Origin of the sequence: Pseudomonas benzenivorans, assembly GCF_033547155.1 — a bacterium.
GTDB lineage: Bacteria > Pseudomonadota > Gammaproteobacteria > Pseudomonadales > Pseudomonadaceae > Aquipseudomonas > Aquipseudomonas benzenivorans_B.
Map to the genome: position 1 here is coordinate 452,927 of NZ_CP137892.1, position 23,647 is coordinate 476,573.

The window sequence follows — 23,647 nt, forward strand, 5'->3', positions numbered from 1 at the left end:
CGATCGTCCTTATGCCTGGGCTGTGCAGAGTTCGGCCAGCACCCGCAGGCGTCGTTTGGGCTCGGCGACATAGGGGTTGCGGGGGTCCCAGGCATAACCGGCGAGGATCGAGCTGATCATCCGGCGAATCTCCGGGGAGGCGTGTTGGTAGTAGATGACGTCCTGGAAGGAGCCGTCGTACCAGCCCTCGACATAGGTGCGGAAGCAGTCCACACCGCGCTTGAGCGGTTCGGCGAACTGCCGTTGCCAGTCCACCGCCTCACCGCCGAGTTGGCGATGCAACAGGCCGGCGGCCATGCTCGCCGAGCGCATGGCAATGGTCACCCCGGAGGAGAACACCGGGTCGAGGAATTCGGCGGCGTTGCCCAGCAGGGCGAAGCCTGGCCCGTGCAGGCGCTTGACGTTGGCGGCGTAGCCGCCGAGAGCGCGCACCGGGGTGTCCCATTGGGCATTGGCCAGCACGCGGGCCAGGGACGGGGTCTCGGCGACGAAGCGGCGCAAGCAGGCCTCCAGGTCGCTGTCACGACCCTGGTAGCGGGTGGCGTCGGCCACCACGCCGAGGGAGCAGCGGCCATTACTGAAGGGGATGGTCCAGAACCACACGTCGCGTAGCTCGGGGTGGGTGGTGATGAGGATCTTCTCGCGGTCGAAGGCCGGGTCGTCGATACGGTCTTCCACGTGGGTGAACAGCGCCTGGCGCACCGGGAAGTCCGATGGCAGGTCGAGGTCGAGCAGGCGCGGCAGTACCCGTCCGTAGCCGCTGGCGTCGAGGACGAAGGCGGTGTCCAGCTGGTACTGGCTGCCGTCCAGGCGGCGTACGGTGAGGCACGGGCAGTCGCCGGCGAAGTCGGCGGCGACTATCTCCTCCTCGAAACGGATCTCCACGCCCTGGCGCTGCGCTTCGTCGGCCAGCAGCTGGTCGAATTGAGCGCGCTGCACCTGGAAGGTGGAGCCCTGGCCCGGGGTGAAGGTATCGCGGAAGTCGAAGTCGGTATAGCGCTCGCCCCAGGCGAAGGCTGCGCCGTGCTTGACCTGGAAGCCGGCGGCGCGCACGGCCTCGAGCATCCCGGCCTCCTCGACGAAGTCGAGGCAGTGCGACAGCAGGCTCTCGCCGATGGAGAAGCGCGGGAAGCGCTGGCGCTCCAGCACCAGCACGTCGTGGCCATGGCGCTTGAGCAGGGCGCTGGCGATGGCCCCGGAGGGGCCGGCGCCTATCACCACGATCCGGCGTTGCTCGACTTCAGGAGACTTCATAGGGGCTTCGTGCCTCGTCATGGGGATTGGCGGTGCGAGGGTCGGCCTGGGGCGCATAGGCCCAGGGCGCCAGGAGAAAGGCGAAAAACAGGCCGAGGCTGACTGCCAGGCCGAAGTTGGCGATTACCGGGGTCTGGCTGAGCAGCAACAGGCCGAAGGACAGCCAGCTGGTCAGCGCCGCCAGCAGGGTACCCAGCAGACTCACCGCCGCGCCGCCTATGGCCTCGCGCTGGAGGATGCAGTAGTCGACGCCGAGGGCGGTGATCAACAGCAGACCGAACAGGCTGAACAGGGTCAGTGGCTGGCCCAGCCAGCCGAGGCACGCGGCCGCCGTCAGGGCCGCGAGCAGGGGCAGGCCGACCACCCGCAAGGCACCGGTCAGGCCGAAGGGCAACCACAGCAGCAGGACGATCGCCAGACAGGACAGCAGCTTGAGTTCGGCGGCGTTCAGCTGGCTGGCGGCGAACAGGCGATCCAGTTCGCCGAGGCGGTCGACCAGTTGCACCCCGTCCAACCCTTGTGCGGCGCTGCGCAGCAATGCCGGTGCCGCCTGGCCCTGCAGGCTGACCAGCCCGGCCACCTCGCCGTCGGCGCTTGGACCCAGCCACAGCGGGCGCCAGGGCTCGCCCAGCGGCCCGGCCAGGGCCTGTTCCAGGGTCGGTTGTGGAGTATCGAGCAGCTCGGTCAACTCTGCGTGCAGCGCGGCCTCAGCCAGGCCCAGCTGCAGCAGCGGTTGCCAGTGCTGCGGCAACCGCTGCAGGGCGGCGCGCAGGGTCTGCAGTTCGGCGGGCGGTGCGAGCAGTTGGCTGAGGGCACGGTAGTCGCGCAGTTCGCCCTCGCCGATCGCCACGTCCAAGCGCGCGCTCAGCGCGGCCTGGCGCTGCAGCAGCTGAGCCTCGTCGCGGGCGCGCACCAGAAAGAACTGGCTGGTCGGCTGCTGGCCGGTCAGCTCGGCGATACGCCGCGCCTCGGCCTGCAGTTGCGGCTCGGCGCCGAGCCACTGGCGCAGGTCGTTCTGCGCCTGCAGCTGCCACAGGCCCCCGCCGCAGAACAGCAGGAGCAGTGCCAGCGGCGCGCGGCTGCCGGTCACCTCGAGTAGGCGCGCGCGCCAGCCCAGCAGGCGCTCGGCGCCATCGAGCAGGGCCGGTGCCGGACGCCAGCGTCCGGCGTCTAGCCAGGCGGGTAGCAGGCACACTGCGCACAGGTAGGCGCCGATCAGGCCGGCGGCAGAGAACAGGGCGATCTGGCTCAGCGCCGGAAAGGGGGTGAAGGCCAGGGCCAGGTAGCCGATCAGGTTGGTTCCCAGGCTCAGGCTGAGGCCAGGTAGCGTGGCGTGCAGGGCGCTCCAGCCCTGCCACTGCGGCGCGGCCCAGCTCTTGCTCAGGTAGTGCTGGGGAAAGTCCGCGGCCACGCCGATCAGGCTGGCGCCCAGGACCAGGGTCAGCGCGTTGATCTGGCCGAACACCAGCACGCAGACGGCGCAGCCGGCGAGCAGGGCCACGGCCACCGGCAGCAGAGCGAGCAGCGCCCGCGGGCGGCGATAAGCCAGCAGCAGCAGCGCCAGGGTGCCGAGCAACGCGGCGCCGCCGAGCAGGCCGATCTCGCGACTGGCCCGGGCCTGGCCGGCGGCGGCATGGAGCACGCCGCTGCTGGCCAGCAGCTGCGCCCCCTGCTGCTCCAGCGCGGTACGGGCCCGTTGCACCTCGGCGGCTATGGCCGGCGGTGCCTGCAGGTCGAAGGCATCGCTGTGGCTGCGGGCGCGCAGCAGCACCCAGGTCAGGCCGTCCGCCTGCAGCAGCAGGGCGCCGCTGCCCAGATCGGTCTGCAGAGGGCCCTGGGCGGCAATAGTCTGCTGGGCGCGCAGGCCCAGGCCCAGCCAGTCCTGCGCCAGAGGCAGCAGACCGAGGCCGGCGAAGCTGTCGAACAGCTGTACGGCGCGCTGGGCGATGAACTCGTCCGGCCGCTCGATCAATTGTTGGCGGTCCGCCGTCGGCAGCAGGGCCAGGCGGTTGGCGCGCAGTTGCAGGCGCAGTGCCTCGAGGTCGGCCTCCAGGCGCCACTGCACCTGGGCGAAGCGCCCACTGGCCTGCCAGTCCCGGCCTAGCCTCTGGGCCAGGACGATGGCTTGCTGACGCTGGGGGTGGCCGATCAGCAGCAGCAGGTCGCGATTCAGTGGCTCTTGCATGCGTCGTTCGGCCTCCGCCAGCCGCGCGTCGTCCGCGCCTCGGGGCAGCAGGTCGAGGAGGTTGGCCGACAGCGGCGGGCCATGGCGCCACTGCCAGGCGGTCAGGGCCAGCAGGGCCAGCAGCAGAACGAGGAACAGCCTGGGCAGGCTTCGCTCAATCGGCAAAGGCGTCACGCTCCCGCTCGTTCAGGGCGTCGTCCGCCTGGCTCTGCGGCAGGCGCAACAGGGTACGGTCGCCTTGGGTCTCCAGCAGTTCGATGCGCTCGACCTGGGCGCCGCCCTGGATGTGAATGACATCGAAGACCTGTTTGAGTAGCAGTGAGCGCGGGCGCAGTTGCAGCTTCCAGGCGTCGCTGCTGCCACTCAGGCGCGGCTCGAAGTCGCGCTCCAGGCCCGAGCGATCGCCGCGCAGCACGGCGAGGAACAGGCGACTCTGCTGCGCGGCCATGTCCTGTCCGGCCAGTGGCTGCCAGCCGTCGGCTGTGCGTCGGGCGACACCCTGCTCGTCGATGCGGTAGTCCAACTGCAGCGGGCTGCGCAGCTTCCAGAGCAGTCCCCGTTCGGCGGACAGCACGAACTGTCCACGGCTGCTCAGGGGGCGGTCCAGGGCGCGTAGGTGTTTCTCCTGGATAAAGGGGCCGCGGACCACAGCCTGTGTCGCCAACTGGGCGCCGAGCTGATCGAGGTCGAAGGCCTGAGCCTGGGACGTGGCCAGCAGACCGAGGACCAGGGGCGCGAGGAGGCGGCGCAGCGGGTTCATGCCAGTGCCCGCTCCACCGCCTCGACCAGCACTCGGGGCGAGGCCAGCTGCATTTCGCGGCTGGCGATCTCCACCGCCACCTGCACTGTGCTGCCACGGGTCATGCGCTCGCCGCTGGCCGCGTCGCTGATCAGGTAGTGGATCTTCAGGCGGTTCTCCCACTCCACCAAGTCGGCGCGCACCAGCAGGCGCTGGCCGAACTGGGCGCCGCGGATATAGCGCAGTTGCAGGTCGATGACCGGCCAGGCGTAGCCGGCCTCGCGCATCTGCCGGTAGTTGTGGCCGAGCCTGTCCAGCAGGGCGCAGCGCGCCTCTTCGAAGTACTTGACGTAGTGGCCGTGCCAGACCACTTCCATCGAGTCGACATCGAAGAAGGGCACCACCATTTCGATCTGTGTCTGCAGTACCCCGCGGCTACGCATAGAGCCTCCAGTGCTGGCCTCGGATGCGCGCTAGACACAGGCGCAGTTCGCTCTCCAGGGCACGGTCCTCTAGCACCGGCGGGAAGTCCGCTGCCAACTGCTCGCGCATGGCCGCCAGCGGCGCTGGCAGCCCCTCGTGACCGCTGCGCAGGCGCAGCCAGACGCCCTGGTTGGCGGCCAGCAGGGCGGCGGCGGCGACCTGCTCGGTCAGCTCCAGGCTGCGTAGGGCATCGCGGGCGGCGATGGTCCCCATGCTCACCTTGTCCTGGTTGTGGCACTCGGTGGAGCGCGAGAAGACGCTGGCCGGCAGGCTGTTCTTCAGCGCCTCGGCGGTCCAGGCACTGGCGCCGATCTGCACTGCCTTGAAGCCGTGGTTGATCATCGCCGTCTCGGCCGGGGCGCCGGACAGGTTGCTCGGCAGGCCGTGGTTGTAGCGCACATCGACCAGCAGGGCCAGCTGACGGTCGAGCAGGTCGGCGACGTTGCCCACCAGGTTCTTCAGGCTGTCCATGGCGAAGGCGATATGGCCGCCGTAAAAGTGACCGCCGTGCAGCACCCGTTCGGCCTCGGCGTCAATCAGCGGATTGTCGTTGGCGCTGTTCAGCTCGGTTTCGATGAACTGCCGCAGCAGGCCCAGGCTATCGGCCAGCACGCCCAGCACATGGGGTGCGCAGCGCAGCGAGTAGCGGTCCTGCAGGCGGTGCAGAGGCGCGGTGGGGGCGTCGATGGCCAGGTCCTGGCGCAGCCAGGCGGCCACCTGGGTCTGCCCCGGGTGCGGTTTGGCGGCGAACAGGCGTTCGTCGAAGTGCTCGGGGTTGCCCTGCAACGCCACCACATTGAGGGCGGTGATGCGCGTGGCCAGCTTCAGCAGGTAGTCGGCGCGGGCGTAGGCCAGGCAGGCCAGGGCGGTCATCACCGCGGTGCCGTTCATCAGCGCCAGCGCCTCCTTGGGACGCAGGATCAGCGGCGTCCAGCCCAGCTCGGTGTGCACCTCGGCGGCGCTGCGCCGCTGACCCTGGTGCAGCACCTCGCGCTCACCGCAGAGGGTGGCGGCCACGTAGGACAGCGGCGTCAGGTCGCCGCTGGCGCCGACCGAGCCTTCCTCGGGGATCAACGGCAAGACATCGAAGTCGAGGAAGGCCTGCAGCCGCTCGAGCAGTTCGATCCGCACCCCGGAGACGCCCTGGCACAGTGACTGCAGGCGCGCCGCCAGCACCGCCCGGGTGGCTTCCTCGCTCAGCAGCCGGCCCAGGCCGCAGCCGTGAAAGGTGTAGAGGTGACGCGGCAGTGCCTCGACCTGATGCAGCGGTACCGGCACTACGCAGGAGTCGCCGTAGCCGGTGGTGATGCCATAGATCACCCCTTCCTTGTCCAGCAGGCGGTCGACGAAGCGCGCGCCCTTGGCGATCTTCTCGCGATACGCGGGGTCGTTCTGCAGCAACGCCTGGGCGCGGCGCTGGGCCAGGCCGACCAGCTGTTCGATGGTCAGGGGAAGTTCGCCGAAGATCACCGGCTCAGGCTGATGGGTCGTCATGTGCGTTCCAGAACGGGTAGAAGTTGAACCATTGGTAGGGCGCCTCCAGGCAACGCTGGCCGAGGCGCTCGGCATAGCGCTGCACCCAGGTGCTGATCACCGCCTCGCGTTCGCTGCGTTTCCACCGCACCTGTTCGGCGAAGGGTTCCAGGGCCACCTGGTAGCGGCCGTCGATCTTCAGGCAGCTCAGCAGGTTCACCTGGCAGCGCAACAGGCCGGCCAGCAGCCAGGGGCCCTGGGGGAAGGCGGCGGGATGCCCGAGGAAGTTCACCCTGACGTTGCGCCCGCCGTGCAGCGGTACCCGGTCGCCGGCGATCGCCAGCCATTCGCCGCGCTCCAGGCGCTCGGACAGCTGCAGCATGATCGCCGGATCCAGCTCGCTGACCTGGATCAGGCGCAGGTGGCTGGCGCCGGCCTCGCCCAGCAAGCGATTGAACTGCTCGGCGTGCTTGGTGTGCACCAGTACGTTCATGCGTACCTTCTCACCCAGCTCGGCCAGGGCGCGACACACCTCGAGGTTGCCCAGGTGGGCGCCGACCAGCAGCTGCCCGCGCGCGCCGCGCAACTGGTTGCGCAGACCGTGTGGGTCCAGCAGGCTGACCTGCTCCAGGCGCAGGTCGCCGCGCCAGATGTCCAGCTTGTCGAGCAGGGCATCGGCGAAGGCCATGAACTGGCGGAACACCGAGCGCCGGGTCGGTCGCAGCTCGGCGCGGCCGCTCCAGGCCGCCAGGCGTTGCTGGTAGTCGCGGATGCTGCGTCGCGCCTGGCCGCCGAACAGGAAGAAATACAGCACGATCAGGTACAGCAGTGGAGCGAGCGCACGCCGGCCCAGGCGGCGCGCGGCCAGGGCGGTGAACTTCATCAGCAGGAAGCTGCCACGCTCGCGCTGGCCGGCCCAGTGCACGCCCTTCGCCTGTTCGCTCATCCGCGCCTCCGCCGCCAGAGGATCAGCGGGGCGCGTAGCAACATGCCGAAGAACAGCTTGGCGTGCATCTTCGAGATCAGCGCGTTGTCGTGCAGCAGGCGAAAGTGCGAGAGGCCGCCCTGGGGATAGTGCACCCGGGTCGGCAGCCAGTGCATCGGCTGGTTGCGCCAGGCCAGGCGCACCAGGATCTCCGGGTCGAAGTCCATGCGCCGGCCGAGTCGGGTCGAGTCGATCAGCGCCAGCGTGGCCGTCAAGGGATAGACGCGAAAGCCGCACATGGCGTCGCGGATCGACAGCGACAGGCTGTTGATCCACACCCAGACGTGGGTCAGGTAGCGGGCGTAGAGGCGGCCCTTGGGCACGCTGGCATCGTATTGCGGGTAGCCGCAGATCAGCGCCTGGGGCTCTGCCCGCGAACGGGCGAGGAAGTGCGCGACGGCGCCGAGGTCGTGCTGGCCGTCGGCGTCCACCTGCAGCGCGTGGCTGAAGCCCTGGCGCGCAGCCTCGCGCAGCCCGGCCATCACCGCGCCGCCCTTGCCCTGGTTGACCGCCAGACGCACCAGAAAACAGTCGGGGACGGCGGCCAGTTGATCCATCACCGTTGCGCAGGCCGGACTGGAGGCGTCGTCGACCAGCACGCAGGGTAGACCGGCGGTTCGAAGCGCCTCGACCACCTGGGGCAGGGTCTGTTCGTGGTTGTAGACCGGGATCACCGCGCAGGGCCTATGCATGCTCGCCCTCCAGCAGGATGCGCCCCGAGGAGCAGGGCGCCGCGCCGTTACGCAGGGCGAAGTACAGTTTTCCGCGCTCAGCGTCGAAGCGCAGGGACAGCTGTACCCGGTCGCCGGGGCGCACCAGCTGCTGGAACTTGAGCACCTCCATGCCGGCGAAGCGCGGTGGTAGGCCGGGGATGAGGCGGCGCGCCAGCTGCTGGGCCCAGTCGATCTGCACCACGCCGGGCAGCACCGGGGTCTGCGGGAAGTGGCCGGAGAAGTGAGCCAGGTCCAGCGGTATCTCCAGCTCCAGGCGCCATTCGCCGTCCTGTTCGTGAGCCGACAGCGGCTCCAGCTGAGTCGGCCTGGGCGCGATGAGCAGGGCATCGACGCTCGCCTGGGCCAACTTGCCCTGACTGCTGTAGGGCAGTTCGCGTAACAGGCGCCAGCGCCGTGGCAGGGCGATGGTTTCGCAATGCCCGGACAGGTGCCGGCGCAGCACTTCGGTGAGCGTGCGTCGGCCCTGGTTGCGCAGTGCATGCACGCCGGCCGGGCTCAGGGCAACCAAGGCACCGAGGTAGGCGCGGCCCTGCTGGATCACCCCGAGGCGAGCGTCGGCGACCCAGTCGTGCTCGATCAGCGCCTGTTCGAGCATGGGCAGGGCAATGCGCTTCTCCTCCAACTTGACGATGCGGTCGAGGCGCCCGCGCAGGATGAAGCGCCCGTCGGCGCGGAGCTCGGCGGCGTCGGCGGTCTGCTCGGTATGCCCGATCGGCAAGTAGGGGGACGCGATACGCAGGGCGCCGTCGGCATTCAGGCTAACCTCGACCCCGGCGAAGGGTTGCCAGGAGGCGTCGCCCTGGCGCCAGGCGATACCGCCGGTTTCCGAGCTGCCGTAGATTTCCGTCGGCCACTGGCCCAGGCGTTGCCGCAGCGCGGTGGCGGCCTCTGCCGGCAGGGCGCCGCCGGAGGAGAAGACCCGGCGTACCGCGCCCAGGGTGGGCCAGTCGAGGTTGTCGCCCATGCGCTTGAGCAGGGCCGGGCTGGCGACCCAGGCGTAGGTGCGCAGCTTCAGGCTGGCGCGCTGCAGGTCCTCGGGGAACGGCAGGGCGCGGCGCAGGAACGGGCGGCCGGCGCTCAGCGGCCAGAGCACGCGGAACAGCAGGCCGTAGATATGCTGGGTGGCGACGCTGCCGATAATGGTCGCCGAGCTGAGGCTGGCGCCCCACAGCTGCTCCAGCGCCTCGACCTCGTTGGCCAGCTGACGCAGCGACTTGTCGATCGGCTTGGCCTTTCCGCTGGACCCCGAGGTGCACAGGATCAGACGGCAGCGCTCGGGGTCCAGGGCCGCGGCGGGCAGAGGCGCGGCGGTGGCGGCGGGGGCCAGCGCATCGAGCCACAGGTCGACCTGCCCGCCCAGGCGCCGACGGGTCTGCGCCTGGGCATCGGCGGGCAGCAGCACCCGGGCGTCGACGCGCCAGGCAGCGAGCAGGGCGATGGCCAGGTCGGCGGCGTCTTCCAGGTACAGGGCGACGCGGCGGATGTCGCGCTCACGCAACCAGGCGGCCAGACCGAGGGCGCGCCGGCACAGCTCGGCGTGGTCAAGGTCCGGGGTGACGCGGCGTTCCGCGTCCGGGTACAGCAGTATGTCGGCGAGGGCGATCCAGCTCATGCGGCCCTCCGCACGCGCTGGCGCAGCAGCCACTCGCCGGCGAACAGCAGGCCCATCAGGGCGTAGGCGATCAGGCCGTTGTACAGGGTCCACCAGGCCAGCGGCGCCCACAGGGTCAGGGCGGCAGCCACCAGGCCGTTCGCGAGGAAGAACAGCGTCCAGACCTGGGTCACCCGGCGGGTGTAACCCACCGCCACCTCCGGCAGTTGCGGCTCGCGCAGGCGCGCCAGGCGCTCCACCAGCGGCGGGCCGAACCTCAGGCTGAGGCCGAACAGGCCCAGCAGCAGGGCGCTGAGCAGCACCGGGTACCAGCGCAGCAGCGCCGGCTCGCCGGCCAGGCCCAGCAACAGGCAGAAGGCCAGGGCGGCCAGGGCCATCCAGCGCCCGCCCGGACGTTGCTCGCCGAGCAGCAGGCGCCCCAGCCACAGGCCGCCGAGCAGGACGGCGAAGACCTGTGGTGGCAGCCGCTCGATGCCGAAGTACACGGCAAAGGGGTAGGCCAGGCCGGCGACCACCAGCAGCAGGCCGATCAGGCGGCCTCTCATTCCGCTGCGGCGTTGACCAGGCGATGCACCGCTTCGACCACGTCGCCGACGGTGCGCACCGACTTGAACTCTTCGGCGGCGATCTTCTTGCCGGTCTGGCGCTTGATGTGGTCGATCAGGTCGACGGCGTCGATGCTGTCGATCTCCAGGTCCTGGTACAGGTTGGCCTCGAGGACGATGCGTTCGGCATCCAGCTCGAACAGCTCGACCATGGCATCGCGCAGGGTGGTGAAAATCTCGTCGCGGTTTTGCATGGGGGCGTCCTCAGGCGGCCTGGTGGGCGGAAACGAAGGCCGCCAGGCTGGCCACGTTGGCGAAATGGGTGCGGGTGTCCTTGGCCTCGGCGTCGATCTTAATGCCGAAGCGTTTCTGGATCGCCAGGCCCAGCTCCAGGGCATCCACCGAGTCCAGGCCCAGGCCTTCGCCGAACAGGGTCATGTCGGCGGCGATGTCCTCGGCGTTCAGGTCTTCGAGGCCGAGGGAGTCGATGATCAGGTGTTTAATCTCGGTGTGCAGATCGCTCATCTTCGGCGAGCTCCTTGATGAAGTGCTGATGCAGGTGTTCGTTGAGTCTGCGCGAGGCGACCGGGTGCGGCCCCAGGAACTGCTGTGGGTCGATGTCCTGGCCCACGCGCAGGCGGAAGTGAAAGCGCCGGGATGGGATGCTGTACCAGGGCTCGGCCTTGGTCAGGGTCGTGGGCGTCACGCTGATCACCACCGGGGTGACGATGCGCGCCCCGCGCACGGCGATGGCGGCGGCGCCGCGGTGGAACTCCGGTGGCTGGCCGGGAGTAGTGCGGGTGCCTTCGGGGAAGACGATCAGGGTCTGGCCGCCCTGCAGCGCGGCGGCGGCCTCGTCGAGCATGTCCAGGCTGCCGCTGTTGCTGATGTAGCCGGCGGCACGGATCGGTCCGCGCATGCAGGGGTTGTCCCACAGGCTCTGCTTGACCACGCAGTTGGCGTCGCGGATGAAGGCGATCAGCACCACCACGTCGATCAGCGAGGGGTGGTTGGCGATGATCATCTGTCCGGGTCGGCCCAGGCGCTCGACGCCCTCGACCTCGTAGGTCAGCACCCCGGTCCTGAACATGAACTGCACGAACAGGCGGAAGGCCCGGCTCACGGTGGCACGGGCGCGGCGGCGATGCACCAGGGCGTCGCCGGGCAGCAGGGCCAGCAGGGGGAACACCAGCAGACGCAAGAGTACGCCACCGGCGCCGAACAGGGCGAAGCTCAGGGCGGTGGCGAGCAGGCGCCAGGCATAGGGCGCGCTATGGCGGCTCAGGCCGCAGTGCGTGACCAGATCCATCGACGGTTCTTCCAGTGGTGTTCGAGGCTGTGCCGCTTGTCGCACAGGGCGCGCAGCAGGTTGAGGGCGTGGGGCCAGTCGGTGCGCGGGCCGCTGCCGACGTGCAATTGCAGCCGCCAGTCGTCGCCGGGGGTCAGTAACAGGGCGACGGCATAGGGAAAGGGCACGTCGTCGACATGAGGGGCGTAGAGCGCTGGCGGCAGTTCTTCGGCGAGGACCAGCAGCACGGCAGGGGCGCCTTCGCCGAGCAGGGTGCCGGCCTCCAGCAGGGCCTGTTCCAGGCCGTCGCCCTCGGCCGCCAGGGCGCTCATCTCGCTGGTGTCGCCGCGCAGGATAGACCACAGGCCGATGGTCGCGTTATGCACCGAGAGACTGAACTGGGTCGGCGACAGCGGCTCGCCGCGGGCCAGCTCGTCGAGCAGCGCCAGGGTGCGCGGGGTGTCGCCGTGGCGCGAGGCGAAGACCAGAGGCAGGGCCGTGTGGCCTTCGGCCAGGGGCCAGGCGACGTGGAACAGCATCCGCGCCAGGCGGCTCAGGCGGCGGCGTTGCAGGGCGGGGAGAAAATCGACGTCTGGCTGCTGCTGGGCGTCGGTCAGCGGCACGGGTGCCCGGCACCAGGCACGCCAGTCGTCCGTGCTATCCAGGCCAGGAGCCCAGGCACGCCATTGATCGATCCTGAATTGCATCACGCGGAAAGTTTCCCGGCCCCTTCGGGCATCCTTGTCAACTGCGGCCGCCCCAATTGGTAGGTAGAGGGGGCGGGCCATGGCGAAGTGTCGGCATTATCTAGATGGCGGGCATTGTGCGCAAATTTTACGCAGTCCTGGCTGATCGGTGGCCCGGGGTTTGTGTTGGCCTCCTCGCGATTGTCACGCGCATTGCATAGAATCCAGACCCATTCGGTGCTCAGGGAGGTGTGCGATGCGGCGTGTGGTGTTCAATCAGAAGGGCGGCGTGGGCAAGTCCAGTATCGCCTGCAACCTGGCGGCGGTGAGTGCGGCGCAGGGCTATCGTACCCTGTTGGTCGACCTGGATGCCCAGGCCAACTCCACCCATTACCTGACCGGCCTGACCGGCGCCGAGATACCCACCGGGATCGCCGACTTTTTCAAGCAGACCCTGTCCAGCGGGCCCTTCGCCAAGAAGGGTCGGGTCGATATCTACGAGACGCCGTTCGCCAATCTGCATGTGGTCACCGCCACCGCGGAGCTGGCGGACCTGCAACCCAAGCTCGAGGCCAAGCACAAGATCAACAAGCTGCGCAAACTGCTGGACGAACTGAGCGAGGATTACGAGCGGATCTATCTGGATACGCCGCCGGCCCTGAATTTCTACACGGTTTCCGCGCTGATCGCGGCCGACCGCTGTCTGATTCCCTTCGATTGCGACAGCTTCTCGCGCAATGCCCTCTATGGCCTGCTGCAGGAGATCGAAGAGCTGCGCGAGGACCATAACGAGGCCCTGGAGGTGGAGGGCATAGTGGTCAACCAGTTCCAGCCGCGCGCTTCCCTGCCGCAACTGCTGCTCGACGAACTGCTCGGCGAGGGGCTGCCGGTGCTGCCGGTGAATCTGATGAGCTCGGTGAAGATGCGCGAGTCGCACCAGGCCTGTACGCCGCTGATCCATTTGGATGCGCGGCACAAGCTGACCCAGCAATTCGTCGAGCTGCACGACCTGCTCGAAGCCGGCGTCTAGAGCGGCTTACCAAACGCACGAGGCGCCCTGGGGCGCCTCGTGCGTTTATGGCTGTTCGCGCCCAGCTAGCGGACCACGAAGATATCGCAGGGCGCGCGGTGCAGGAAGTGCTGGGCCAGGCTGCCGAGTAGCGCCTGGGACAGGGCGCTGCGGCCGTGGCTGCCGAGCACCAGCAGCTCGCTGCGCCGGGCCTTCAGTTGTTCCTGCAGGCAGCGCAGGATGCCGCCCTGGATAACTTCGTGGCTCAGGCTCGGGCCGTCGCTGGGCAGGTTGCGGCTCTCGTCTTCGAGCAATTGGTCGATCAGCGCCTGCTGGATCTGCAGCTGGGCTTCGACCTGCTGCGGCGTGCCCTTATCCGCCTCGAATACATGCAGGGCGTGCAGCCCGGCGCTGCTCGGCAGTAGGCGGTAGGCTTGGCCCAGGGCGCTGCAGGCGCACAGGGAGAAGTCGATGGCGGCCAGGGCGCGCTGGTAGGGTTGGAAGTCGTTGCGCGCGACCAGCAGCAGCGGCACCGGGCACTGGCGGGCGATGCGGTCGAGGCTGGTGCCGGAGAAGAAGTCGTGGCGCTGATGGTGGGCGCCGAGCACCAGCAGGTCGCACTCGAGCGCCTGCAGTTGCTGCAGCACCGCCTCCGATGGCTTGCCGCTGCACAGGCGCAGCTCGCTGCCGGGCGGGGCGTAGCGGGTCAGGCTGCTGTCCAGGCTCTGCTGGGCCTGGTCCTGTTGCGGGCCACTGAGGCCGGGGTCGAGGACGTGCAGGAGGGTCAGCCGGGCATTGTGCTGCCGGGCCAGCTGGGCGGCCCGGCACAGGGCCAGGTCGGCGGTGTCGCGCAGGTCGTGGGCGATGAGGATATGGCTGAACATGGGCGAGGGCGCTCCAGCCGCTGGGCTCGTAAATTTATTATCCCCTCAGGCTTAGCCGCTGTATTGACCTACCGCAAGGTCAGGCGTCAGGGCGCGCTCTTGCGTCGGGCGAGACGGCACGTCCGGGTGCCGTCGCCGCCGGCCTTCAGAGGCCCTGTTCGGCGAGCCAGGCGAGCAGCTGCGGCAGGGGCAGGGCACCGCTCTGCCGGGCCACCTCGCGACCCCGCTGGAACAGGACCAGGCTGGGAATCGAGCGGATGCCCAGCTGTCCGGCCAGCTGCCGGTTGGCCTCGCTGTCCAGCTTGCCCAGGCGCACCTTGCCCTGAAGTTGCCCGGCGGCCTGGGCGAAGGTCGGTGCGAAGGCTTTGCAGGGGCCGCACCAGTCGGCCCAGACATCGACCAGCAGCGGCAGGTCGCCTTTCAGCTGGGCGGCGAAGTTAGCCTGGTTCAGCTCGATGGGGGCGGCGGGCAACAGTGCGCTCTTGCACCGGCCGCAGACGGGGTTGTCGCCCAGGCGCTGAGCAGGGATGCGGTTGAGGCCGTCGCAGGCGGGGCAGGGGATCAGCAGGGGTTGAGACATGGGCGTACTCCTAGACTGTCGACAGGGTGGTGGCGGCACGGCGCGAAAGCAAGGCCAGGGTCGGCGCCGCCAGAGGCTCCACGGCATAGCTTCGTTGACTCGGCCGCGCAGCCTCGGCTTGGCCTGAGGACCGGTCCGGGCTCGCGCTGCCCGGACGCCGGCGCCTGGCCTCAGGAGTGGGAGGCGGCCAGGGCCTGGTCGAGGTCGGCGAGGATGTCGTCGATATGCTCGATGCCGATCGACAGGCGCACCATGTCCCGCGGCACCCCGGCCTTGGCCAGCTCCTCGTCGTTGAGTTGGCGGTGGGTGGTGGAGGCCGGGTGGCAGGCCAGCGACTTAGCGTCGCCGATATTGACCAGGCGCACCACCAGTTGCAGGGCGTCGATGAAGCGCGCGCCGGCAGCAAAGCCGCCCTCGATGCCGAAGGACAGGATCGACGCTGGCTTGCCCTGCATGTAGCGGCGGGCCAGCTCATGCTCGGGGTGGTCGACCAGGCCGGCGTACTGCACCCAGGCCACCTGCGGATGCTGCCGGAGAAACTCGGCGACCCTCAGGGCATTGTCGCAGTGCCGCTCCATGCGCAGGGCCAGGGTCTCCAGGCCTTGCAGGATGAGGAAGGCGTTGAACGGCGACAGCGCCGCGCCGGTATTGCGCAGCGGCACCACGCGGCAGCGGCCGATGAACGCGGCCGGGCCGAAGGCCTCGGTGTAGGTGACGCCGTGGTAGGACGGGTCCGGGGTGTTGAGCAGCGGGAAGCGGCCCTTGTGGTCCGCCCAGGGAAACTTGCCGGAATCGACGACGATGCCGCCGATGCTGGTGCCGTGGCCGCCGATGTACTTGGTCAGCGAGTGCACGACGATGTCGGCGCCGTGCTCGAAGGGCCGGCAGAGGATCGGCGTGGCCACCGTGTTGTCGACTATCAGCGGCACGCCGTGGCGGTGCGCGGCCTCGGCCAGGGCCTGCAGGTCGACGACATTGCCCGCCGGGTTGCCGATGGATTCGCAGAACACCGCGCGGGTCTTGTCGTCGATCAGCGCTTCCAGGGCGGCGATGTCGTCGTGGGCGGCGAAGCGGGTCTGGATGCCGAAGCGCGGCAGGGTGTGGGCCAGCAGGTTGTAGGTGCCGCCGTAGAGCTTGGCCACCGAGACGATATTGTCGCCGGCTTCGGCGACGGTCTGGATGGCATAGGTGATGGCGGCCATGCCGCTGGCCACGGCCAGGGCACCGACGCCGCCCTCGAGTGCGGCGATGCGCTGCTCCAGCACGTCGTTGGTGGGGTTCATGATGCGGGTGTAGATGTTGCCGGCGACCTTCAGGTCGAACAGGTCGGCGCCGTGCTGGGTGTCGTCGAAGGCGTAGGAGCTGGTCTGGTAGATCGGCACCGCCACCGCCTTGGTGGTGGGGTCGGGGCTGTAGCCGGCGTGGATGGCCAGGGTTTCCAGTTTCATGGGGCGTTCCTTCGGACAGATGACGAGGGACGCAGCATGGAGAAGCCCCCACCCCCGGGTCAATCCTCTATGGGGGTGAGGGCCGGCAGGACGCGCCGACTCAGACCGGGGTCAGCGGCCAGAACAGCGGAATCACCAGCGACGCCACGGCCCACAGCAGCAGGTTGAGGGGGATGCCGACCTTCATGAAGTCGGTGAAGCGGTAGCCGCCGGCGTTGTAGACGAAGGTGTTGGTCTGGTAGCCGATCGGTGTGGCGAAGCTGGCGCTGGCGGCGAACATCACCGCCACCACGAAGGCGCGCGGGTCGACCCCCAGGTGCTGGGCCAGGCCGATGGCGATCGGGGTGACCAGCACGGCGACGGCGTTGTTCGACAGCATCTCGGTGAGGATCGAGGTGAACAGGTAGATGAACGACAGCATCAGCAGCGGTCCGGCCCAGGGCAGCCAGCCCATGACGTTCTCCACCAGCAGCCTGACCAGGCCGACCTTGTCCATGGCGATGCTGATCGCCAGCATGCCGAAGATCAGGCTGAGGATCTTCCAGTCCACCGCCTTGTAGGCGTCCTCCACGTCCAGGCAGCGGGTCGCCAGCACGGTGACCGCGCCGATGATCGCCAGGCCTTCGATCGGCATCACCCCGAGGGCGGCCAGCAGCATCACGGCCAGGGTGGCGATGATGGCGATCGGCGCCTTATCGCGGCGGAAGGCGCGCTCCTGCACGGCGTTGAGGCTGATCAGTTCGCCGTTGTCGGCGAAGCGCTTGATCTGCGCCGGGGTGCCCTCGACCAGCATGACGTCGCCGAACTGCAGCTCGAAGTCGTCGAGGTTGCCCTGGATGTTCTCGTCCTGGCGGTGCACGGCGAGCACGGCGATGCCGTAGCGCGCGGTGAGGTCCAGGTCGCGCATCGGCCGGTGGCTGTAGCGCGAGTTACGCCCGACTATGGCCTCGGCGAGGATCACGTCGTGGCTGCTGATGGTTTCGAAGGCGTCGCCGCGGTTGAACGACAGGTGGCCGCTCTCGCGCAGCTCCACCACGTTCTTCACCTGGCCGTGCAGCAGCAGGCGGTCGCCGCTGGCCAGCAGGGTGCCGTGGTCTGGTTCGGTGAGCTCCTGCTCCTCGCGAAACAGCTTGAGCACCTGCAGGCCACTGCCGCCGTTGAGGTTGGCCTCGGCCAGGGTCTTGCCCACCACCGGCGAGTCGTGCGGCACCAGCAGTTCGGTCATGAAGGTGCGGTCCAGGTCCGGGCGCAGCTGCTTGGACAGGGTCTCGCGCTCGGGCAGCAGGTGGCGGCCGATGGTCAGCAGGTAGAGCATGCCGACGGCGGCGAGGATCAGCCCGGCGCCGGTGATCTCGAAGATGCCGAAGGGCGCCAGGCCGGCCTTGCGCGCCACGCCGTCGACCAGGATGTTGGTCGAGGTGCCGATCATGGTCAGGGTACCGCCGAGGATGGTGGCGTAGGACAGCGGGATCAGCAGCTTGGACGGCTGGGTACCGGCGCGCCGGGCCAGGGAGATGGCCACCGGGGTGAGGATGGCCACCACCGGGGTGTTGTTCAGGCAGGCGGAGATCGCCAGGGCGGTCAGGGTCAGGCCGGTGAGTACGCGGATCGGGCTGGCGCCGACCAGGTTGCCCAGCCAGTTGCCCAGGGCGTCGATGCAGCCGGTGCGTTCCAGGGCGGCGGACAGCACGAACATGCAGGCGATGGTCACCGGCGCCGAGTTGCTCAGTACGCTGAGCACCTCCTTGGGTTCCAGCAGCTGGGTCACCAGCAGGGCGGCCACGGCGATGGCCGCGACCACGTCCGGGCTCCACTTCTCGCGGACGAAGGCCGCCAGCAGCCAGATCAGCAGCGCGCCGACGAAGAGCAGTGGCAGAGAGTCCCAGAACATGAGGCGTCCTTAGCGTGCGAGTCTCGAGGGGCGGGGCCGCAGGCGGCCCGCAAGGTCGCCAAGATAGAGGCCTTTGCTTAGATAGTCTAAGAATGTTTGAGAAGGTTTATATGCCCTTTTTGCTTGTTGACCGGGGGCTGTACCGGCACCTGCGCGGCGCACTGTGCCTGTGCCTGGAAGCCCCGCAGGGCTAGGCTCGGGGTTTTCCAACGGAGGGCGATTCATGGGCCAGCTAGGTATTCTCGGTGGCATGAGTTGGGAGTCCACGGCCAGCTACTACCGTTTGCTCAACCAGGGCGTGCGTGAGCGTCTGGGCGGCCTGCATTCGGCGTCCCTGTTGCTGCATTCGGTGGACTTCGCAGCGATCGCCGCGCTGCAGAAGCGCGGCGACTGGGACGAAGCCGGTCGACAACTGGCGGTCGCCGCCCAGGGGCTGGCGGCGGCCGGCGCCGGCGCGTTGCTGCTGGCCACCAACACCATGCACAAGGTGGCGCCGGCCATCGAGGCGGCGGTGGACATTCCCCTGCTGCATATCGGCGATGCCGTCGGCCAGGCGCTGCGGCGCCAAGGCGTGCAGCGGGCGGGGCTGCTCGGCACGCGCTTCACCCTGCAGGAAGCCTTCTACCGCCAGCGTCTGGCCGAGCACTTCGCCATCGAGGTGCTGCTGCCGGAGGCCGCGGCCATGGCCGAGATCGACCGGGTGATCTTCGCCGAGCTGTGCCGCGGCGAGTTCACGGCACCGTCGCGGGCCTTCTATCTGGAGTGCCTCGAGCGGCTGCGGGACGACGGCGCCGAGGCGGCGATCCTCGGTTGTACCGAGATCGGCCTGCTGCTGGAGGGGGCCCGCTCGCCCTTGCCGCTGCTCGACAGCAGCGAGGTGCATGTGGCCATGGGCCTGGAGTGGCTGCTGGCCGAGGCTTGAGATTCGCGGCCGGGGTATCGCCACGCTGGGCCCGGTCTAGGACGAGCAGCTGATCGCCAGGTGCTTGCCCCATTCCGGCGGGCGTTCGGCGTAACGCTCCATGCCCGGCTGCTCGTCGAAGGGGCGGCTGAGCACCGCGTGCAGTTCCCGCACCGGCCCATAGTCGCCCTGCTCGGCGGCTTCTATGACCTGCTGGGCCAGGTAGTTGCGCAGGATGTACTTGGGGTTGACCCCGTGCATGCGCGCGCGGCGTGCCTCCTGGCCGCCGTCGTCCGCTGCGCAGCGGGCTTGGTAGTCGGCGGCCCAGGCGTCGAAGCCGGCCAGGTCGACGAAGTCCTCGCGCAGCCGCGCCAGCGCCTGTGCGGGCGCACTGTCGCCCAGGGCGCGGAAGAAGTTCGTATAGTCCACCGCACTGCCCTGCATCAGCTGCAGCAGGCGCTGGATCAGCGCCTCGTCGCCCTCGGCGGCATCGGTCAGGCCCAGGCGTCGGCGCATCAGGTCCAGGTAGTGGGCCTGGTACAGCGGCAGGAACAGGCCGAGGGCCTCGCGCAGCGCCTCGATTTCGACGAAGGCGGTCAGGGCCTGGCCCAGGGCCGCGAGGTTCCACTGGGCGATCGGCACCTGGTTGCTGAAGCTGTAGCGGCCGCTGTCGTCGGAGTGGTTGCAGATGTGGTTGGCGTCGAAGTCGTCGAGGAAGGCGTAGGGGCCGTAGTCGAAGGTGATGCCGAGGATCGACATGTTGTCGCTGTTCATCACCCCGTGGCAGAAACCATAGGCCTGCCAGTGGGCGATCAGCGCGGCGTTGCGCTCGACCACTTCGCGGAACAGCGCCAGGTAGGGTTGTTCCTGCTCCAGGCAGCCGGGGAAATGGCAGTGCAGCACATGCTCGCCGAGCTGCTTGAGCTGTTCCGGCTGGCGGGTGTAGTAGAAGTATTCGAAATGGCCGAAGCGCACGTGGCTGCGGGCCAGGCGCAGCAGCATGGCGGCGCTTTCCTTCTTCTCGCGCCACACCGGTGTGTTCGAGGCGGTGACGCACAGCGCCCGCGAGGTGGGGATGCCGAGGGCATGCAGGTGCTCGCTGGCGAGGAACTCGCGGATCGAGCTGCGCAGCACCGCGCGGCCGTCGCCCATGCGCGAGTAGGGGGTCTGTCCGGCGCCTTTCAGGTGCAGGTCCCAGTGCTCGCCGGCGGCGTTGACCACCTCGCCCAGCAGCAGGCCGCGGCCGTCGCCCAGGCGCGGGTTGTACACGCCGAACTGGTGCCCGGAATAGACCATCGCCCGGGGTTCGGCTGCGTGCCACAGCTTGTGCCCGGCGAACAGCTGGGCAAATTCCTCGCACTCGGCCTCTGCCGGATCGAGGTCGAGCAGGGCCATGGCCGCCGGGCTGGCCACCACCAGGCGCGGCTCGGCGATCGGCTCGGGCAGCACCTCGGTGGAGAAGGCATCGCCCAGGCGGGCGAAGCGGTTATCGAAGGTCAGGTCGGTGAGCGACTTCAAGGTAACTCTCCAGCAGGTCAGGGACGGCGGAGCGGGTGGCCGGGGTGTCTATACCCCCGACCATAACCCGCCGCTCAGTTGGGGTCGACCGCCGGCGCCGCCGGCTGCGGGTGCAGCTGCGGCTGCTGACCGATGCTGGCCTGGCCGCTGCCGAGGTCGAGCTCCTGGCCCTGGCTGTTCTTCAGCGTCACCTCGACCTGGTTGAAGGCCATCTCCACCTTGTTCTCGCGGAAGCTCAGGGCGATGCGCGTGAGGATCTCGTCGGTGGAGGCGTTGCGATCGCCCAGCTCGCGCACGTGGAAGCGCAGTTCGTAGTCGAAGGTGCTGGCGCTGATGGTCAGGAAGAACAGCTGCGGCTCGGGGTCGCGCAGCACCCGCGGGTTCTCCAGCACCGCCTGCATCATCAGCTCGCGGGCCAGCGGCAGGTCGGTCTCGTAGGCCACGCCGATCTTGATGATCACCCGGGTCACGGTGTCGTTGAGCGACCAGTTGATCAGCTGGTCGGTGACGAAGGTCTTGTTCGGCACGATGATTTCTTTGCGGTCGAAATCGGTGATGGTGGTGGCGCGGATGCGGATGCGGCTGACCGTGCCGGACAGGTTGCCGATGGTCACCACGTCGCCGATGCGCACCGGGCGTTCGAACAGGATGATCAGGCCGGAGATGAAGTTGGCGAAGATCTCCTGCAGGCCGAAGCCCAGGCCCACCGAGAGCGCCGCCACCAGCCACTGCAGCTTGTCCCAGCTGACCCCGAGGGTCGACAGGGTGACCACGAAGCCGACCCCGACTATCACGTAGGACAGCAGGGTGGTGGTGGCGTAGGCGCTGCCCTGGGCCAGGCGCATGCGCGACAGCACCAGCACCTCGAGCAGACCCGGCAGGTTGCGCGCCAGGGCCACGGTGATGGCCACTATGATCAGGGCGCCGAGCAGGTCGCTGAGGCTGATCGGCACCAGGCTGGCGCTCTCGCCGCTGCCGCTGCTGTATTCGTAGAGGGTGACGTTGTCCAGGTAGGAGAACACCGAGATCAGGTCGGCCCAGACCCAGTACAGGCCGGCGGTGAACAGGCCGAGCAGGGTGAGGCGGATCAGGCGCAGCGATTGCTGGTTGATCTGCTCGATATCCAGGGTCGGCTCCTCCACCGGTGCCTCGCCGCCTTCGCCGCCTTCCTTGCTCTGCGCCAGGCGCTTGCTGGTGGCGCGCTGGTAGGCCAGGCGCCGCGCCGCGACGGCCAGGCCGCGGACGAAGGCGGCCTCGACGATCATCCAGATCATCAGCAGGTAGAGGGTGGTGATCAGGCGGTCGCTGAGCTTCAGCGCGGTGTAGTAGTAGCCGAAGCCGACCGCGACGATCAGCGCCAGCGGCAGCAGGCTGAACAGCAGGCCGACGAGCATACGGAAGGTCGAGGCGTGCTCGCGGGCCCGGCCGCTGAGCAGCAGGGTGTTGAGCAGCCAGGCCATCAGGCCGTAGCAGGTCAGCACCACGGCGATGCCGATGACGTCCTCGGCCAGGTTGGCGGGTTGGTGCTCGGCCACCGCGACCACGGCCACCAGCGCCAGCACCACCAGGCCCAGGTAGCGGATCTGCCGGTGCAGGAACCGCACATGGGGGCGGGCCCAGTGGAAGTGCAGCTCGGCCACACCGCCGGGGGTGAGGATGCGGTAGACGGTGTAGAACACCAGCCAGGCCAGGGCCATGTCGAACAGCGCCGAGCCCAGGTTGATGTTCTGCCCGCGGGCGTCGAGCTGCAGGGCCAGGCCGCAGAGGGCGAAGAACAGCGTGCCGGGCAGGGCCAGCAGCACGTTGAGCAGGATCGCCATGGGCGTGTGCAGCTGGCTGTCGCGCTTGAAGTGGCCGATGTCCTGGTGCAGCTCGGCCAGCTTGCGATAGAGGAAGCCGCGTTTCCACAGCAGCAGGCCGAGTAGCAGCAGCAAGGGCAGGAACAGCACCGGCCGCTCGATCAGGCCGGCGCCCAGGGCGCGCAGGTTGTCGCCCCAGGGCAGGTCGGCGATCTGCCGCTTGAGCAGCCCCGGGGCACTGGCGAACCAGTCCAGGTTCAGCGGCTTGTTGCTGGGGATCCAGAACATCTGCTCGTCCAGGGTGGCGCGCAGGGTGCCGGCGGTGCTCTGCAGCTGCTTCTGGTTGAGCTGCAGGGTGATGGACTCGTTGAGCAGCGCATTGAGTTCGCGGTTGAGGCGGTCGAGCAGTTCGCGGCGGGTGCCGATCAGCTCGAGCAGGGTGTTGCGCAGCTCCGGGGTGACGTCCTCGGCCGGCTGCTTGGCCAGCAGCTTGTCGACATAGGCGCCGGGGTTGCCGATGCGTTCGCGTTGCTGGTTCAGCTCGAACTGGTACAGGCGCAGGTCGGCGATCTCGTTGGCCAGGTTGTTGTCCAGCTCCAGGGCGGGCAGCGCCTGCTTCTGCTGGTAGAGGATCCTGGACAGCAGCAGGCTGCCCTGCAGCACGTTGATCTGCTCGTCCAGGGCCTGGTCGGTCTGGCTGAGGCTGTCGAGCTTCTGCTTGACCTGCAGGTTCTGCTGGGTCAGCTGGTTGAGCCGGTCGGTGGCGCTGAGCAGGTAGTCGGAGAGCTTGAGGTTGAGGGCGCTCTGGCTGGCCAGCAGCTTGTCCGAGCCGGCCTTCTCCGCCTCGCGGGACTGCTCGGCGACGGTCTCCTCCGATTGCGCGCGGCGTTTCTCGTTGATCAGCGTCTGCAGCTCCAGCAGCTCCTGTTCCAGGCGCTTCATGCGCTCTTCGAGCAGGTCGCGCTGGGCGTGACCGAGATCCTGCAGCAGGCTGTTGCCGGCCAGCTCCTGGCGCCGCAGCTGGGTCTTGGCATCGAGCAGGGCCAGTTCGGCGCTGAGCTGCTCGCGCAGCTCGGTGGTCAGCGGCTTGCCCGATTCCTTGCCGGTCTTCAGGACGTTGTTGATGTCCTGGGTGCGGGTCTGGTTGCTGCTGATCTCGGCCTGGGCGCGCTCGGGGCGGGTCTGGGCGGTGATGATCAGGCTGTTGGCATCGCCGAGCTGCTTCTGCCAGTCGCTGAGCTGGGTACTGCGCTCGCCGAGCAGCTGCTCCAGCTGCGGCACCGGGGTGTTGGCGTGGCTTCGGGCGATGCTCGTCGCCTCGCTGGCCTTGAGTCGGGCCAGCTCACGCTGGGCCTCGCCGATCAGCCGCGGCGCCTGCTCGAGCTGCTGCTTGAGCTCGGCCAGACGTTGCTCGCTCTCGACGCGTTGGGTCAGCAGGCCGAGGGTCTTCTCCAGGGTCTGCTTGAGCGCCAGCAGTTCGGCCTCCGGCAGCTTGCGCTCGGACAGGTTCTCCAGGCTGCGTTTGACTTCGGTGATCTTCGGCGAGTCGGCCGCCTGCAGCACGGGAGCGCCCAGGCAGAGGCCGAGCAGGGCGGCGGCGAATAGGAAACGGAAAGAGGGCATGGTCGCGATC

Annotated in this window: 21 protein-coding genes; 2 read left to right on the plus strand and 19 right to left on the minus strand. The window is 68.8% G+C overall.

All coding sequences use genetic code 11. The features are described 5' to 3' along the window. Positions 1-9 precede the first annotated feature (9 nt). Genes SBP02_RS02170 through SBP02_RS02230 form a run of 13 tightly spaced genes read right to left on the minus strand, consistent with a single transcriptional unit; the run spans position 10 to position 12,005 of the window. Positions 10-1,254: an NAD(P)/FAD-dependent oxidoreductase gene (locus SBP02_RS02170; RefSeq protein ID WP_318644780.1), complete on the minus strand. Its 1,245-nt coding sequence runs from the start codon at positions 1,252-1,254 to the stop codon at positions 10-12. Next, a complete protein-coding gene (locus SBP02_RS02175; RefSeq protein WP_318644781.1) occupies positions 1,241-3,604 on the minus strand; it encodes an MMPL family transporter in 2,364 nt (787 codons plus the stop codon). The genes SBP02_RS02170 and SBP02_RS02175 overlap by 14 nt, the downstream gene beginning before the upstream one ends. Beyond that, a complete protein-coding gene (locus SBP02_RS02180) occupies positions 3,594-4,199 on the minus strand; it encodes an outer membrane lipoprotein carrier protein LolA (protein ID WP_318644782.1) in 606 nt (201 codons plus the stop codon). Before SBP02_RS02180 ends, SBP02_RS02175 begins: the two co-directional genes overlap by 11 nt. After that, positions 4,196-4,621 (minus strand): acyl-CoA thioesterase, encoded by a 426-nt coding sequence (locus tag SBP02_RS02185; protein ID WP_318644783.1) that lies wholly within the window; start codon positions 4,619-4,621, stop codon positions 4,196-4,198. The genes SBP02_RS02180 and SBP02_RS02185 overlap by 4 nt, the downstream gene beginning before the upstream one ends. Beyond that, a complete protein-coding gene (locus tag SBP02_RS02190) occupies positions 4,614-6,155 on the minus strand; it encodes an HAL/PAL/TAL family ammonia-lyase (protein WP_318644784.1) in 1,542 nt (513 codons plus the stop codon). Before SBP02_RS02190 ends, SBP02_RS02185 begins: the two co-directional genes overlap by 8 nt. After that, positions 6,136-7,080, minus strand: a complete 945-nt coding sequence (locus SBP02_RS02195; RefSeq protein WP_318644785.1) for an LpxL/LpxP family acyltransferase — start codon at positions 7,078-7,080, stop codon at positions 6,136-6,138. Before SBP02_RS02195 ends, SBP02_RS02190 begins: the two co-directional genes overlap by 20 nt. Then, positions 7,077-7,811 carry a glycosyltransferase family 2 protein gene (locus SBP02_RS02200; RefSeq protein WP_318644786.1) on the minus strand — a complete coding sequence of 245 codons (735 nt, stop codon included), beginning with the start codon at positions 7,809-7,811 and terminating at the stop codon, positions 7,077-7,079. The genes SBP02_RS02195 and SBP02_RS02200 overlap by 4 nt, the downstream gene beginning before the upstream one ends. Beyond that, entirely contained in the window at positions 7,804-9,465 is a 1,662-nt protein-coding gene (locus tag SBP02_RS02205) for an AMP-binding protein (protein ID WP_318644787.1), read from the minus strand. The genes SBP02_RS02200 and SBP02_RS02205 overlap by 8 nt, the downstream gene beginning before the upstream one ends. After that, on the minus strand, positions 9,462-10,010 hold the full coding sequence (locus tag SBP02_RS02210) for a COG4648 family protein (RefSeq protein WP_318644788.1): 549 nt from the start codon (positions 10,008-10,010) through the stop codon (positions 9,462-9,464). The genes SBP02_RS02205 and SBP02_RS02210 overlap by 4 nt, the downstream gene beginning before the upstream one ends. Then, positions 10,007-10,264 carry an acyl carrier protein gene (locus SBP02_RS02215; protein WP_318644789.1) on the minus strand — a complete coding sequence of 86 codons (258 nt, stop codon included), beginning with the start codon at positions 10,262-10,264 and terminating at the stop codon, positions 10,007-10,009. The genes SBP02_RS02210 and SBP02_RS02215 overlap by 4 nt, the downstream gene beginning before the upstream one ends. A gap of 10 nt (positions 10,265-10,274) precedes the next feature. Beyond that, a complete protein-coding gene (locus SBP02_RS02220) occupies positions 10,275-10,535 on the minus strand; it encodes a phosphopantetheine-binding protein (RefSeq protein WP_318644790.1) in 261 nt (86 codons plus the stop codon). Then, the gene (locus SBP02_RS02225) at positions 10,510-11,319 is read right to left on the minus strand and encodes a lysophospholipid acyltransferase family protein (RefSeq protein ID WP_318644791.1); all 810 of its coding nucleotides are present in this window, start codon (positions 11,317-11,319) and stop codon (positions 10,510-10,512) included. Before SBP02_RS02225 ends, SBP02_RS02220 begins: the two co-directional genes overlap by 26 nt. Continuing rightward, positions 11,292-12,005 (minus strand): beta-ketoacyl synthase chain length factor, encoded by a 714-nt coding sequence (locus SBP02_RS02230; protein ID WP_404824351.1) that lies wholly within the window; start codon positions 12,003-12,005, stop codon positions 11,292-11,294. The genes SBP02_RS02225 and SBP02_RS02230 overlap by 28 nt, the downstream gene beginning before the upstream one ends. Before the next feature lie 235 nt (positions 12,006-12,240). Here SBP02_RS02230 and SBP02_RS02235 point away from each other — a divergent pair, with 235 nt between their 5' ends. Continuing rightward, entirely contained in the window at positions 12,241-13,014 is a 774-nt protein-coding gene (locus SBP02_RS02235; protein ID WP_318644793.1) for a ParA family protein, read from the plus strand. A gap of 65 nt (positions 13,015-13,079) precedes the next feature. Here the strand turns inward: SBP02_RS02235 and SBP02_RS02240 are convergent, their stop codons facing one another. From SBP02_RS02240 to SBP02_RS02255, 4 genes are all read right to left on the minus strand, one after another. After that, on the minus strand, positions 13,080-13,877 hold the full coding sequence (locus SBP02_RS02240) for a universal stress protein (RefSeq protein WP_318644794.1): 798 nt from the start codon (positions 13,875-13,877) through the stop codon (positions 13,080-13,082). Positions 13,878-14,022: 145 nt separating this feature from the next. Continuing rightward, positions 14,023-14,457 (minus strand): thioredoxin TrxC, encoded by a 435-nt coding sequence (gene trxC / locus SBP02_RS02245; protein WP_318644795.1) that lies wholly within the window; start codon positions 14,455-14,457, stop codon positions 14,023-14,025. A 170-nt stretch (positions 14,458-14,627) separates the two neighbouring features. Next, positions 14,628-15,905 (minus strand): bifunctional O-acetylhomoserine aminocarboxypropyltransferase/cysteine synthase, encoded by a 1,278-nt coding sequence (locus tag SBP02_RS02250; RefSeq protein WP_318644796.1) that lies wholly within the window; start codon positions 15,903-15,905, stop codon positions 14,628-14,630. A 100-nt stretch (positions 15,906-16,005) separates the two neighbouring features. Further along, the gene (locus SBP02_RS02255) at positions 16,006-17,796 is read right to left on the minus strand and encodes an SLC13 family permease (protein WP_318644797.1); all 1,791 of its coding nucleotides are present in this window, start codon (positions 17,794-17,796) and stop codon (positions 16,006-16,008) included. Between the two features lie 223 nt (positions 17,797-18,019). On the opposite strand from SBP02_RS02255, the gene SBP02_RS02260 reads away from it, so the two are divergent. Next, positions 18,020-18,718, plus strand: coding sequence for an aspartate/glutamate racemase family protein (locus tag SBP02_RS02260; RefSeq protein WP_318644798.1), 699 nt, complete (start codon positions 18,020-18,022; stop codon positions 18,716-18,718). A gap of 36 nt (positions 18,719-18,754) precedes the next feature. Here SBP02_RS02260 and selO read toward each other — a convergent pair whose 3' ends face one another. Both selO and mscK read right to left on the minus strand, forming a co-directional pair. Next, on the minus strand, positions 18,755-20,215 hold the full coding sequence (selO, locus tag SBP02_RS02265) for a protein adenylyltransferase SelO (protein ID WP_318644799.1): 1,461 nt from the start codon (positions 20,213-20,215) through the stop codon (positions 18,755-18,757). Positions 20,216-20,289: 74 nt separating this feature from the next. Continuing rightward, positions 20,290-23,637, minus strand: coding sequence for a mechanosensitive channel MscK (gene mscK / locus SBP02_RS02270; protein WP_318644800.1), 3,348 nt, complete (start codon positions 23,635-23,637; stop codon positions 20,290-20,292). Positions 23,638-23,647: the final 10 nt, after the last annotated feature.